We start from the raw sequence: 13,615 nt of genomic DNA, 5'->3' as shown, positions 1-13,615 counted from the left end.
GAGCAGAACAGACACGAACGGCGGCCGGCGAAAACTGGTCAGCGCTCAGGGGAAACCGTACATGGAATTGCTTGTCACTCACCCAATCATCTTCTTCCTGGTCACGTTGGTGATCATGTCGCTCGCAGCATGGTTGGGCGCCACTGTGCTACGCGGCAAAAAGCCGCTCGATGACCTGTTTCGCGAGGACTTCAGCATCGTGCAGTCGGCGACGCTCACGCTGCTTGCGCTCGTGATCGGCTTCAGCCTTTCGATGGCGGTCGGTCGTTACGACCAGCGCAAGAACTACGAGGAAGAAGAAGCGAACGCGATTGGCACCGAGTTCCTGCGTGCCGACCTGCTGCCCGCCTCCGAAGCCGCGGCAACCCGCACCCTCCTGCTGAAGTATCTCGACCAGCGGGTTCAGTACTATCGGACCCGCGATTCAGAAGAGCTCGCGCAGATCGGCGCGACCACGAGCCAGCTTCAGACGGATATGTGGACGGTCGTACGCAGCGGCGCCGCGACCCAGCCGAACCCGCTTTCTGCGCTCGCGGTTGCCGGCATGAATGACGTGATCAACACCCAGGGGTACACGCAGGCTGCCTGGTGGAACCGCGTGCCGTTTGCCGCGTGGGCGCTACTGATCTCAATCGGAGTGTTCTGCAATCTGCTGGTCGGTTACGGATCGCGCACCGGGACGGCCAAAGCCCGGTTTCTGCTCGTCATGCCACTCGTCGTCTCGCTGTCGTTCATGCTGATCGCCGACATCGACAGCCCGCGCAACGGCATCATCCGCGTCGCGCCGCAGAACCTCATCAGCCTCGCGCAATCGCTCCCGAAGCCCTGAGCGTCATCTCACGTCGATCGCGCGTCCGGGCGTCGTGCGGCCTGGCGGCATCGCCCAACTCCCGGCGATGCCGCAAAAATAATCGGTAATAAAAAAGTCTTAAGCGACGCATGCCTTGCGTTCGCCGTTTGCCTGCGCGCTGGTTTCCTCTTCGGGCCATTGATTCATATGGCCCGGCATGATTTTTCGCTATCCGGCAGCCATCAATACGGTGCGTGAGACACCCTGTTTGCACAGGTTCACGCGCTGCAGATTTTTTTTCCTTTGTGTACATTTCGCCATTGATTGCGAAGGGTTTACCTACATGGATGGCTTCTGATGAATAACGCCTTCCGGTGATGCACCGGCCGTAAGGCGATAGAAAGCAACAGACGGAACGCCTCCCCGCTCCACTCCCACTCTCTGGAATACTCATGCTCGGCCTGGTACGTATTGCCCTGCGGCGGCCATACACCTTTGTGGTCCTGGCGATCTTTATCCTGATCGTCGGGCCACTGTCCGCAATGAAGACGCCAACCGACATCTTTCCGGACATCCGCATTCCGGTGATCAGCGTCGTGTGGCAGTACACAGGGCTGCCGCCGGACCAGATGGCCGGACGGATTACGTCGCAGTTCGAACGTTCGGTGACGACCACCGTCAATGATGTCGAACATATCGAAGCGGTGTCGCTGAACGGCTTTGGGATCATCAAGATTTTCTTCCAGCCGAACGTCAATATCAGTACCGCGAACGCGCAGGTCACCGCCGTGGCGCAGACGCAGCTGAAGCAGTTGCCGCCCGGTGCAACGCCGCCGCTGATCCTCAACTACAACGCGTCGACGGTGCCGATCATCCAGCTCGCACTTTCGGGCAAAGGTCTGACGGAACAGAACCTCGCCGACCTCGGGCTCAACCAGTTGCGCCCGGCGCTCGTCACCGTGGCGGGCGCGGCGATTCCGTATCCGTTCGGCGGCAAGACGCGCCAGGTGCAGATCGACATCGACCCCGCCGCACTGCAGGCGCGCGGACTGTCCGCGCAGGACGTCGCGAACGCGCTCGCCGGACAGAACCTGATCACGCCGGTCGGCACCGAGAAGATCGGCGATCACGAATACACGCTGCAGCTGAACAACGCGCCAACCGCGATCCAGGCACTGGGCGATCTGCCCGTGAAAGCCGTGAACGGCACCACGATCTATATCCGCGACATCGCGCATGTGCGTGACGGCAGCCCGCCGCAGACGAACATCGTGCACGTGAACGGCCACCGGTCGGTGCTGATGTCGGTGCTGAAAAACGGCTCGGCGTCGACGCTCGGCATCATTTCCGGCATCAAGCAGAACCTGGCCAACGCGAAGGCAGCGCTACCCGACAACCTGCAGGTCGACGCGATCGGCGACCAGTCGCTGTTCGTACGCGCGGCGATCAGCGGCGTGGCGCGCGAAGGCGTGATCGCCGCCGCGCTGACAAGCCTGATGATCCTGCTCTTTCTCGGCAGCTGGCGCTCGACGATCATCATCGCCACGTCGATTCCGCTCGCGATTCTCGGCTCGATCATCACGCTCTCGGCGCTCGGCGAGACGATGAACATCATGACACTGGGCGGTCTGGCGCTCGCGGTCGGGATTCTCGTCGACGACGCCACCGTCACGATCGAAAACATCAACTGGCACCTCGAACACGGCAAACAGGTCGAGGACGCGATTCTCGACGGCGCCGCTCAGATCGTCACGCCCGCGTTCGTGTCGCTCCTCTGTATCTGCATCGTGTTCGTGCCGATGTTCTTCCTGAACGGTGTCGCGCGCTTCCTGTTCGTGCCGATGGCCGAAGCGGTGATCTTCGCGATGATCTCGTCGTTCATCCTGTCACGCACACTCGTGCCGACGATGGCGAAATACCTGCTGAAGCCGCACAACCTCGAAGAAGGTCATCACGAGCAGAAGCGCCCCGGCCCGCTCGGACGCTTCCAGAAGGACTTCGAAGCGCGTTTCGAAAAGTTTCGCAGCGGCTATCGTGGTCTGCTCGAACTCGCGCTCAATCACCGCCGGCCGTTCATCGTCTGCTTCCTCGGCTTTGTGGTGCTGTCGTTTGCACTGGTGCCGTTCCTTGGCCGCAACTTCTTTCCCTCGGTGGACGCCGGACAGATCCTGATGCATGTGCGCGCACCCGTCGGCGTGCGTGTCGAAAAAACCGCGCAGATCTTCGCGGATGTCGAAGGCGCTGTGCGCCGCATCATTCCGCCCTCGGAACTCGGCACGGTAGTCGACAACATCGGCCTGCCCGTCAGCGGTATCAACACGGCGTACAACAACACCGGCACGGTGGGCTCGCAGGACGGCGACATCCAGATCGCACTCACCGAAGACCATCGTCCGACGGCCGACTACGTACGCATGATGCGCGAACGGTTGCCACGCGAGTTTCCAGGCGTGACGTTCTCGTTTCCGCCCGCCGACATCATCAGCCAGATCCTGAACTTCGGCTCGCCCGCGCCGGTCGACCTGCAGGTTCGCGGCAACAACCTTGCGGGCAACTTTGCGTATGCGGACCGCGTGCTGCGCGAGATTCGCCGCGTGCCGGGCGTCGTCGATGCGCGCATCCAGCAGTCGCAGGGCAATCCGACGTTCAATGTCAACGTCGACCGGACGCGCGCGCAACTGCTCGGCATCACCGAGCGCGACGTGACCAACAGCATGGTGGTGAACCTCGCGGGTTCGAGCCAGGTTGCGCCGACCTACTGGCTGAACAACGCGAACGGCGTGTCGTATCCCATCGTGATGCAGACGCCGCAGTACAGCCTCGATTCGCTCGCCGCGCTGCAGAATCTGCCGATCACGGCGGGTCTGCAAGGCAACGCGCAGATCCTCGGCGGCCTCGCGACGTTCCAGCGCACCAGCAGTAACGCCGTGGTGAGCCAGTACAACATCCAGTCGATGGTGGAAATTTTCGCGACGACGCAGGACCGCGACCTCGGCGCCGTCGCCGCCGACATCCAGAAGATCGTGCAGGACAACGCGAAGGCGCTCCCCAAGGGCTCGACGGTCGCGCTGCTGGGTCAGGTGCAGACGATGAACAGCGCGTTCGCCGGCATGCTGTTCGGGCTGCTCGGCGCGGTCGTGCTGATCTATCTGCTGATCGTGGTGAATTTCCAGTCGTGGGCCGATCCGTTCGTGATCGTCACCGCCCTGCCGGCTGCGCTTGCCGGCATCGTCTGGATGCTGTTCGCGACGCACACCACGCTATCCGTGCCCGCGCTGACCGGTGCGATCATGTGCATGGGCGTGGCGACCGCGAACTCGATTCTGGTCGTGAGCTTCTGCCGCGAGCGGCTCGCCGAGCATGGCGACCCGTTCAAGGCCGCGATGGAGGCGGGTTTTACACGCTTTCGCCCGGTGCTGATGACCGCGCTTTCGATGATCATCGGCATGGCGCCCATGGCGCTCGCGCTGGGCGAAGGCGGCGAACAGAACGCGCCGCTCGGCCGCGCCGTGATCGGCGGGCTCGTTTTTGCCACGGCGGCGTCGCTCTTTCTCGTCCCCGTGATTTTCTACATCATTCACGCGCGCCCCGGGCGCGCGGCTACCCCGGCGCACGTTTCGGGAGGTCCTGTCCATGTCGTCTGAACCTGTCATCCCTCAAACGCCGCCCCGACGCCGGCTCGTGCTGGCCGGCATCGTGGGCATCGCGCTCGCGGTCGTGGTGGTCGCGGCCGGCATCACGCTACGCGCCGTCGACGCCCGCAACCTGCGCACCTGGACCAACGATCAGGCCGTGCCGACCGTCAACCTGATCCAGCCGATGCAGGCCGCGAGCGGCGGCTCGCTCGATCTGCCGTCGCGGCTCGAAGCGTATTCGCGCGCGCCGATCTTCGCGCGGGTGAGCGGCTATCTGAAGTCGTGGAATGCCGATATCGGCACGCCGGTCAAGGCGGGCCAACTGCTCGCGGAGATCGAAACGCCCGAACTCGACCAGCAACTGATCCAGGCGAAGGCGGACCTTGCCACCGCGCAGGCGAACGCCGCGCTGGCCGGCACGACCGCGAAGCGCTGGCAGGCGATGCTCGGCACGGACTCGGTCGCGCAGCAGGAAGTCGACGAACGCACGGGCGATTACGCCGCGAAAAAGGCACTCGTCGCCGCGGCGCAGGCCAACGTCGACCGGCTGACGGCGACCAAAGGCTTCGAGCGGATCGTCGCGCCTTTCGATGGCGTCGTGACCGCGCGCGATACCGATGTCGGCGCGCTGATCAACGCGGGCAGCGGCGGCGTCGGGCAGGAGCTGTTCGTCATCTCCGACGTGAAACAGTTGCGCGTCTACGTCCAGGTGCCGCAGAGCTACGCGCCTGTCGTGCGCGACGGCACGACCGCGACGCTCACCGTGCCGGAATATCCTGGACAGCATTTCACGGCGCGCGTCGTGGCGGCCGCGAACTCGGTGAATTCGAATTCGGGCACGACGCTGGTGCAGCTTCTGGTCGATAACCAGCAGGGCCGGTTGCTGCCGGGCGGCTTCGCCAGCCTGAAATTCGACCTGCCTGTTGCGGCGAACGCGCTGCGCGTGCCGTCGAGTGCGCTGGTCTTCGACAATCGCGGACTGCAGGTCGCGACGCTCGGCGCGAATGACCGGGTCACGTTCAGAAAGGTGACGATCAATCGCGACTTCGGCGATTCGGTTGAGATCGGTTCGGGCCTCGCCGCGACGGATCGCGTGATCGACACGCCGCCCGACGGCCTCGTGGACGGCGACACCGTGCGCGTCGCATCGAACGGCGGAACGGAAACCGCCCCGGGCAACGCGGCACCGGACACGAAGGTGGCGTCGCATGGCTAGGGCCGAACGTTCGCCGCTGCTCTCGCGCGCGGGCGCGATTGCAGCGCTGGCCGCATCCGCCGCCCTCGCCACACTCGCCGGCTGCTCGCTCGCGCCGGACTATCAGGTGCCGCAAACGCCCGTCGCCGCGCAGTACAGGACGCTCGGGCCGTGGGTAAGCGCGCAGCCCGCCGACCGGTTGCCACGCGACGGCTGGTGGAAGATCTATGGCGATCCGCAGCTTGACGATCTCGAAACGCGTCTCCTCGCGAACAACACGGATCTGAAGGCCGCGTACGCGCACTACGCGCAGGCGCAGGCGTTCGTCGAGCAGGTGTCGTCCGGGCTGTTTCCGAAGGCCAGCGCGAGCTTCGTGCCGCAACGGGATCGTCAGTCGGCAACGCGGCCGCTGCGCGCCGGCGGCCCGGACTACTACAACTCCGTCACGCTCGGCGGCGAGATCGATTACGACCTTGATCTGTGGGGACGTGTGCGCGATTCGGTGGTCGCAGGCAAGGACGAAGCGCTCGCGACGCAGGCCGACCTCGCCTCGGTGCAGTTGAGCCTGCAGGTGCAGCTTGCAGACAACTACATTCGCCTGCGCGGGCTCGACCAGCAGACGCAGTTGCTGAGCGAAACGGTCGTCGCATTTGCAAAGGCGCTGCAACTCACGCAGACGCTGCATGGCGGCGGCATCGTCTCCGGTCTCGACGTGGCGCGGGCGCGCACGCAGCTCTCGTCGGCGAAATCGCAGCTGTCGCAGAATCTCGCGCAACGTGCGCTCGTCGAGCATGCGATCGCCGTGCTGGTGGGCACATCGGCTTCGGAGTTCACGTTGCCGCAAGCGACCGCGGCGATTCCGTTGCCGGTGATTCCGGCGGGCGTGCCGTCCACGCTGCTGCAGCGAAGGCCGGATATTGCCGCCGCCGAGCGGCGCGTTGCCGAAGCGAACGCGAAGATCGGCGTCGCGCGGGCCGCGTATTTTCCTTCGATTGTGCTGAGCCTGCAGGGCGGGTTGCAGAGTTCGGCGTATGCCGGTTTGATCGCCGCGCCCAACCTCTTCTGGGCGCTTGGGCCGCAGATCGTGCAATACGTGTTCGACGGCGGCTTCAGGCGCGGCCAGCTCGACGCCGCGAAGGCCGCCACCGACGAAGCCGGCGCGCGCTATCGCGGCGTGGTCCTGTCCGCGTTCCAGCAGATCGAGGACAACCTGTCGCTGCTGTCCGACCTCGGCACGGCGCTCGACCAGCAACGCGACGCGGCCGATGCCGCAGAGCGCTCGGTCGATCTCGCGCTGGAACGCTATCGTCATGGCGCGGTCGGCTATCTCGACGTCGTGCAGGCGCAGACCGCCGCGCTCGATTCGCAGCGCGGCGTGCTCGATATCCAGACGCGGCAGTTGAGTGCGAACGTGCAGCTCGTGCATGCGCTTGGCGGCGGCTGGTCGAGCGAAGAACTGGCGCAGACTGCGACAGCACCCGTACTGGTGGCATCGAAAGATACGAAGAGCAACTAGCCTGACGATGAACGCGGGTGAACGCCGCGCTATGCGTCGTCCCGCTGTCTGGGCGCGGCCGGGCTGAAGCGATAGATCACCGTGCCGAGCGCCAGCGGGATAGCGGTGAACAGAAAGAGCCGGCCGTACAGCGCCGGATTCGACAGCCCTGCTGCGCGCGCATCGGCGGTGATCCAGCCGAAGCAGTTGCTCGTCAGCGCGATGCCGAGAAACACCATGCTGTTGAGCAAGCCGAGGCTCAATCCGAGCCGGTGCGGCGGAATGATTGCGCGCGCCTGCGACATCACGAGCGGATGAATCGAGCCGACCGAGAACAGCACGCAGATCAGCGCGACACTCAGCACGGCACTCCCGCCGGGGTTGAGCGCGAGCAGCAGCGCCGCGGCGAGCCCCGCCACCAGCCACGCCGAAGAGATCGTTTTCGGCGCCCAGTAACGCACCGCCACCGGCACGCAGAACGAAGCCGCGATGGCGACGATGCTCGTTATCGTCATCGCGTTGCCGCGCGCGATCACGTCGAAGCCGAACACGTCCGCGAGATACGGCCCGCCCCATGACGTGCGGAACGTGCTGCCGACCGAAAGTGCGAGACACGCCGGCATGAGCGTCCAGAAGCGAGTCGAACCTTTCGCGTGCGCCGCCGTCTCTTTCGTCCTGCCGGTTTTGCGTGCTGCCGCAACGCGTTCGCCGCTGCGTACGAAGTACAGCACGGCGAGCGTCGCGCACAGCATCGCGAACGCCGCCGCGGCCATCACGGGACGCCAGCCGAAGCTGGCCGTTGCGCGGCTCAATGGGTACGCCGCGAGCAGCGCGCCCGCCATACCGATGGCGCTCGCGGTCGTGATCGCGCGGACGTTGCGATGGCCGTGACCCGTGCGCAACACATGGTTCAGCAGACCCATGAAGATTGGCGCGCAGCCAATCCCCAGGCCGGCCTGCGCGATGATCGCGAGCGTCGCATTCGATGTGATCGACAGCACAACGGCGGAGACCGTGCCGACCGCCATGAGTGTGGCCGTCGGCAGACGAACGCCAAAGCGGTCGAACAGAAGACCGATCGGCAACTGCGCGAGCGAAAACACGAGAAAGAACGCGCCGGCGAACCAGCCGAACATCTGCGGGGAAAAATGGAAACTGTCGATCAGTTGCGTCGAAATGACCGCGATATAGCTGCGGAAGAACTGGCTCAGGACGTAGCTGAAGGTCAAGGCCCACAGCCCGTAGTCGACGGCCGATGCAGACGATGGCGATGTGCTTGCGCGGTTGCGGATCGGTTGCAAAGGCTCATGTCCCGAGAGTTAGAAGCCGCGCTATTTTGCCACGGCATCCGACGCGACCAGTTCCCGGTTGACCAGTTCGAGCTTCAATGGCTTGTTCGCCGGCAGTGTTTTCTTCTGCACGACACGTCTTGTCGTTTTTCAGCAGATCGTCGTAGGACGCCTCGTCGAAGCGTTTGCGGTCATTCAGCTGGTACACGCGCACGGCGACTGAGGTCGATCGCATCGCTTCGTCGGGGTTTAGCGAGGCGCGTGCGGTGAAGTCAACGTTCAGCACCTTCACCTTTGTGTAGAAGCCGGCACGCCCGAACCGCTCGCCCCGAAACGAACCTGTCCATCGCTACGCTTGAGCAGATAAACCGCCCCGCCGAGCCTCAATTGATCTCTGGCATTTCGCGGCCCATCCGGATCACGCGCCCGGTCCAGTTCAGCAATGAGCCAGGGGTCGCATTGCCGACTCGCAACGTTCACCCGCTCGAAACCGTACGGTCCGCCTGTAATAACAGGCACGGCGGGCGGGCTAGCGGTTCTGTCTGCCCGCAGGGCGTTCACACCGCGCTCACGCCGCCATCGACCGCCAGAATCTGCCCGGTGATATGCCTGCCTGCGTCGGATGCAAAGAGCAGCGCCGTACCATGCAGATCCGTGTCGGTGCCGAGACGCCGCAGCGGCGCCTGCGCGGCCATGGTGTCGGCGCCCATCGTGTCCAGCAGGCCTTGCGACATCTTCGACGGAAAGAAGCCTGGCGCGATCGCGTTGACGGTGATGCCGTACGGTCCCCACTCGCCCGCCAGCGCGCGCGTGAAGTTGACCACGGCGCCCTTGCTGCTGTTGTAGGCGATCGTGGTCATCGCGCCGGGCGGATTGCCGCGCAGACCGGCAATCGATGCCACATTGATCACCCGTCCGCCGCCGTTCGGAATCATCGAGCGCTTGCCGATGCGCTGCGTCAGCAGGAAAAGCCCGCGAATGTTCAGGTTGAAAACCTTGTCCCACGCTTCGACGGGATAATCTTCCGCTTTCGCGCCCCACGTCGCGCCCGCGTTGTTCACCAGAATGTCGACGCGGCCAAGACGCCCGAGCGCTTCGTCTGCGAGATTTGCGATCTGGTCGTCGCGGGCCGTGTCGGCCACGGCATATTCGACCTCGATGCCGTGTTCCTTCAGTTGCGCCTGCGCGTCGCGCAGTTCGTCGATCTTGCGCGCGGAAATCATCACGCGCGCGCCGGCGCCGCCCAGGGCGTGAGCGATCTGCAATCCGAGCCCGCGCGAGCCGCCCGTCACGAGCGCGGTCTTGCCACTCAGGTCGAACAGCCGTTCGATGAAACTCATGTCTCTCTCCGTTTGATATTTTCAGGTGTTGGTGCGTGACGGACCTGCGCTTCAGAACCACGCGTCCTTCATATCGAGCGTCGTGGTGTCGAGGCTTTCCAGCAGATCGAGTTGCACGTCTATCTTCGGCAACTCCCAACGCAGGAAATAGCGGGCTGCAGCGCGCTTGCCGTCGTAGAAATCGCCTTCCTTTCCGTGCGCGACGAGCGCCTGATCGAGCCAGATCCACGCGAGGACGGCATGACCGAACGCCTCCAGATAGACACTCGCATTGGCCAGCGTCAGCCGCGGATCGCCCGCCGACCACAGGCGTTGCGTCGCCGAAACGATACGCGACCACTTCTGGTTGAGCGTTTCGCCCGCACGTTTCCACTCAGGATCGGGGCAATCGTTCGCGCGGGTTATCGTGCGCCCGATCGTGGCGACGAGCGCGTGCAGCGCCGCGCCTTCGTCGAGCGTTACCTTGCGGCCCAGCAGATCGAGCGCCTGAATACCGTGCGTGCCTTCGTGAATCGGGTTGAGCCGGTTATCGCGATACAGCTGTTCGACCTTGTAGTCGCGCGTGTAGCCGTAGCCGCCGTGCACCTGGATCGCGAGATCGTTGGCCGCAAGACACCATTGCGACGGCCAGCTTTTCGCGATCGGCGTCAGGATGCCGAGCAGCAGCGCGGCCGCTTCCCGTTCATCTGGTGTGGCGCCCGTACGCTCTTCGTCGACGAGTCTCGCGCAATACAGGTTCAACGCAAGGCCGCCTTCCACATACGACTTTTGCGCAAGCAGCATGCGTTTGACGTCGGCATGTTCCGCGATGCGCACCTGCGGCGAAGCGGTGTCCTTGCCATGCAGACCAATGGGGCGTCCCTGCGGGCGGTTGCGCGCGTAATCGAGCGCCTGCAGATAGCCGGTGTAACCCAGCGCGACCGCGCCGAGGCCGACGCCGATACGCGCTTCGTTCATCATGTGGAACATGTACGCAAGCCCGTGGCCCGCCTCGCCTACCCGATAGCCGACGGCGCCTGGACGCCCCAGCGGGCGGAAGCGCGTGCCCTCGCCAAAATTCATCAGGCAGTTCGTGGTGCCGCGATATCCCATCTTGTGATTCAGGCCGGCAAGCACAACGTCGTTGCGCTCGCCCGGCGTGCCGTCAACGTCTACCAGATACTTCGGCACGATGAAAAGCGAAATGCCGCGCGTGCCCGGCACGAGCCGGCCTTCCGCATCGGGAATTTTCGCGAGCACCAGATGCACGATGTTCTCGGTCAGTTCGTGATCGCCGCCTGAGATCCACATCTTGTTGCCGGTGAGCCGGTACTGTGCGCCGAGCGGCGACTCGCCTTCGTAATCGGCGCGCGTGGCGATATCGGATAGCGACGACCCCGCCTGCGGCTCCGACAGGCACATCGTGCCGAACGCACGGCCTTCCATCTCAGGGCGCACGAATGCATCGATCTGCGCTTCGCTGCCATGCGCAAGCAGCAGGTTCGCATTGCCGATAGTCAGGAACGGATACGCAGCCGTAGCGATATTGGCCGCCTGGAAATACGCGAACCCGGCAAGTTCGATGAGCTTCGGCAGCTGCATGCCGCCAAGCGCTTCGTCCTGGCCTGCGGCGATCAGGCCCGCGTCCGCGAAGGCTTTCAATGCCGTGGCAACGTCCGGAATCAGCATGACCTTCTCGCCATCGAAATGCGGCTCCTGTCGATCGCCTTTGGCGTAGTGGCTCGCGAACAGATCGGTTGCCATCCGTTCGCAGGTATCGAGCACGGCATCGAACGTATCGCGACCGTGGGCGGCATAACGCGGCGCGCGCGCCAGTGCCGTCGCGTCGAGCCATTCGTACAGGATGAATTCGATGTCGCGGCGGGATAGAAGCAGGCTCAAGGTGGATGTCTCCGGGCGGGGAATCATCGGCACGCTGACGGTGTATCGTCAACTCCGCAGCCCATGCGTGGATGGGCCGCGGCACGCAGATGAACGCGATCAGGGGCTGCGGCAGTTTACGAACGATCGTTCGTTTCACGCCAAGTGTAGCGCGTGCCGCCGAAAACAGGAACCCGCCGGGACTACTCGTTTACGCTAGCTGCAGAGGCGTTCGCGTATTCGCGACCCATGCATAAAGCCGGCGCAGGCGGCCGGCTATGCATGGCGCGGAGCCCGCGCTTCCCGGGTCCGCCATGCGAGAGGGGCTTAGCGTGACACGGACCGGGACCGGGACCGGATCCTCACCCTTTCCATGAGGTCAGACGCCGCTCCGCGATCAGGATGGCCTGGTTGAACGCGAGCCCAAGGAGGGATAGCGTGATGATCCCGGCGTACATCTTCGGAATCTCAAACGTGAACTGCGAGTAATTGACGAGATAGCCGAGCCCTGCCTTCGCGCCGACCATTTCTGCGGCGATCAGCACCAGAATCGAATACGCACCGGCCACGCGTATGCCGGTGAATACCGTCGGTATCGAAGCGGGCAACACCACCTTGTAAAAGAGCGCGAATGGCGACAGTCCCATCGATCGTGCGGAACGAATCAGCAGCGGATCGACGTTACGTACCCCGCTGACCGTATTGAGCAGCACCGGCCAGACGCATGAATAGACCACCATCGAGATTTTCGACGTTTCACCCATGCCGAGCACCAGAACGAATACGGGCAGGATCGCGAGCGGGGCCGTGTTGCGGAAGACTTCCAGCAGCGGATTGAGAACGTCCGCAAGCGAACGATACCAGCCCGTCACGAGGCCGAGCGGCACGCCGATCGCAATCGCGATGACGAAGCCCGCCAGCGCCCTTCCCCCGCTCGCCAGCAGGTGCGAAGTCAGTTCGCCGGACGCCAGCATGTCGATCAACGCGCGCACGACGACCGAAAACGGCGGCAGGAAAGTCGCGTCCACCCAGCCAAGACGCGGCAGCGCTTCCCACAGCGCAACGAATACGACAATCGCAATGCTGTTGCGAACAATGCGCGGCAGCGTCGCGGCAAGAAACGTTGCGATGGAGTGCGATGGGACGTTTAGCGTCGTAAGTGTGCTCATGGCGAAAGGAAATGTCGTCTGTTGATCATCACGCCGCACGTGCCACGTGAAGCGGGGGCGTGTCGGCGCGATGGTGGATGAGTTGCCATATCTGATGCCTGAGTGCGACGAATTCCGGCGTCGCGCGAATATCTTCAGCGGGGTCGTCGTGATCCAGATGCACGTCGAGCGAATGCGTGACACGGCCGGGTGCCGCGGCCATCACAAGCACGCGCTGACCGAGATACACCGCTTCCTCGATCGCATGCGTGATGAACACGATCGTTTTGCCGGTCCGCTGCCAGATCCGCAGCAGTTCGTCCTGCAGCGTCTCGCGTGTCTGCGCGTCGAGTGCGGCAAACGGCTCGTCCATCAACAGTATGTCGGGGTCGTACGAGAGCGACCGGGCGATGGCCACGCGCTGCTTCATACCGCCTGACAGCTCGTGAGGATAGCGGTCCTCGAAGCCCGAAAGTCCGACGAGGTCGAGCCAGTAACGTGCACGTTCCGCGCGCCCGGCTTTCGGCACGCCGCTCGCCGCAAGTCCGAATTCGACATTGCCCTGCGCGGTTTTCCACGGAAACAACGCGTATTGCTGAAAGACAATGCCGCGATCGAGACCCGGACCCGCAATCGGATTGCCGTCCACCAGGATGGCGCCGGAATCCGGCCTCGTCAGTCCGCCGATGAGATCGAGCAGCGTGGTCTTGCCGCAGCCGCTTGGGCCGACCAGCGCGAGAAATTCACCGGCGGCGACATCGAACGACACATCCTGCAATACGACGAAGTGCCCGCGCCGGTTCAGATGGAACCCTTTGGCGATGTTACGTACGCTGATGGTGGCGCCCATATGCGCTTCTCCC

9 protein-coding genes and 1 pseudogene are annotated in these 13,615 nt (G+C 64.0%); 4 read left to right on the top strand and 6 right to left on the bottom strand.

What is annotated here, in order from left to right:
• Positions 1 to 61 precede the first annotated feature (61 nt).
• The 4 genes from LPA36_RS23080 to LPA36_RS23065 all read left to right on the top strand — a co-directional run bounded on the left by LPA36_RS23080 (position 62) and on the right by LPA36_RS23065 (position 7,136).
• Complete coding sequence (locus LPA36_RS23080) at positions 62 to 829, top strand: bestrophin-like domain (RefSeq protein ID WP_228881992.1); 768 nt, start codon at positions 62 to 64, stop codon at positions 827 to 829.
• A gap of 413 nt (positions 830 to 1,242) precedes the next feature.
• The gene (locus tag LPA36_RS23075) at positions 1,243 to 4,434 is read left to right on the top strand and encodes an efflux RND transporter permease subunit (protein ID WP_228881990.1); all 3,192 of its coding nucleotides are present in this window, start codon (positions 1,243 to 1,245) and stop codon (positions 4,432 to 4,434) included.
• Complete coding sequence (locus LPA36_RS23070) at positions 4,424 to 5,641, top strand: efflux RND transporter periplasmic adaptor subunit (RefSeq protein WP_228881988.1); 1,218 nt, start codon at positions 4,424 to 4,426, stop codon at positions 5,639 to 5,641. The genes LPA36_RS23075 and LPA36_RS23070 overlap by 11 nt, the downstream gene beginning before the upstream one ends.
• Positions 5,634 to 7,136 carry an efflux transporter outer membrane subunit gene (locus LPA36_RS23065; protein ID WP_228881981.1) on the top strand — a complete coding sequence of 501 codons (1,503 nt, stop codon included), beginning with the start codon at positions 5,634 to 5,636 and terminating at the stop codon, positions 7,134 to 7,136. The genes LPA36_RS23070 and LPA36_RS23065 overlap by 8 nt, the downstream gene beginning before the upstream one ends.
• 29 nt (positions 7,137 to 7,165) lie before the next feature.
• On the opposite strand, the gene LPA36_RS23060 is transcribed toward LPA36_RS23065, so the two are convergent.
• The 6 genes and pseudogenes from LPA36_RS23060 to LPA36_RS23035 form a co-directional block, all read right to left on the bottom strand.
• Positions 7,166 to 8,416 carry an MFS transporter gene (locus tag LPA36_RS23060; RefSeq protein WP_228881979.1) on the bottom strand — a complete coding sequence of 417 codons (1,251 nt, stop codon included), beginning with the start codon at positions 8,414 to 8,416 and terminating at the stop codon, positions 7,166 to 7,168.
• A gap of 136 nt (positions 8,417 to 8,552) precedes the next feature.
• Positions 8,553 to 8,690: pseudogene (gene tssJ, locus LPA36_RS23055) on the bottom strand (type VI secretion system lipoprotein TssJ); the annotation flags it as partial.
• Between the two features lie 271 nt (positions 8,691 to 8,961).
• The gene (locus LPA36_RS23050; protein WP_228881978.1) at positions 8,962 to 9,744 is read right to left on the bottom strand and encodes an SDR family oxidoreductase; all 783 of its coding nucleotides are present in this window, start codon (positions 9,742 to 9,744) and stop codon (positions 8,962 to 8,964) included.
• A 51-nt stretch (positions 9,745 to 9,795) separates the two neighbouring features.
• Positions 9,796 to 11,625, bottom strand: a complete 1,830-nt coding sequence (locus tag LPA36_RS23045) for an acyl-CoA dehydrogenase (RefSeq protein WP_228881975.1) — start codon at positions 11,623 to 11,625, stop codon at positions 9,796 to 9,798.
• A gap of 341 nt (positions 11,626 to 11,966) precedes the next feature.
• Positions 11,967 to 12,773 (bottom strand): ABC transporter permease, encoded by an 807-nt coding sequence (locus LPA36_RS23040; protein WP_228881973.1) that lies wholly within the window; start codon positions 12,771 to 12,773, stop codon positions 11,967 to 11,969.
• Between the two features lie 28 nt (positions 12,774 to 12,801).
• Positions 12,802 to 13,602: an ABC transporter ATP-binding protein gene (locus LPA36_RS23035; RefSeq protein ID WP_228881971.1), complete on the bottom strand. Its 801-nt coding sequence runs from the start codon at positions 13,600 to 13,602 to the stop codon at positions 12,802 to 12,804.
• Between the last annotated feature and the right edge of the window lie 13 nt (positions 13,603 to 13,615).

Source organism: Paraburkholderia saeva, assembly GCF_907164555.1.
Classification (GTDB): domain Bacteria; phylum Pseudomonadota; class Gammaproteobacteria; order Burkholderiales; family Burkholderiaceae; genus Paraburkholderia; species Paraburkholderia saeva.
This window is presented reverse-complemented; position numbering and strand designations above follow the sequence as displayed.

What these genes read in the sequence shown, in the direction of transcription:
- LPA36_RS23080 (WP_228881992.1), top strand. Translation starts at nt 62, where the DNA reads ATGGAATTGCTTGTCACTCACCCAATCATCTTCTTCCTGGTCACGTTG.
- LPA36_RS23075 (WP_228881990.1), top strand. Translation starts at nt 1,243, where the DNA reads ATGCTCGGCCTGGTACGTATTGCCCTGCGGCGGCCATACACCTTTGTG.
- LPA36_RS23070 (WP_228881988.1), top strand. Translation starts at nt 4,424, where the DNA reads ATGTCGTCTGAACCTGTCATCCCTCAAACGCCGCCCCGACGCCGGCTC.
- LPA36_RS23065 (WP_228881981.1), top strand. Translation starts at nt 5,634, where the DNA reads ATGGCTAGGGCCGAACGTTCGCCGCTGCTCTCGCGCGCGGGCGCGATT.
- LPA36_RS23050 (WP_228881978.1), bottom strand. Translation starts at nt 9,744, where the DNA reads ATGAGTTTCATCGAACGGCTGTTCGACCTGAGTGGCAAGACCGCGCTC.
- LPA36_RS23040 (WP_228881973.1), bottom strand. Translation starts at nt 12,773, where the DNA reads ATGAGCACACTTACGACGCTAAACGTCCCATCGCACTCCATCGCAACG.
- LPA36_RS23035 (WP_228881971.1), bottom strand. Translation starts at nt 13,602, where the DNA reads ATGGGCGCCACCATCAGCGTACGTAACATCGCCAAAGGGTTCCATCTG.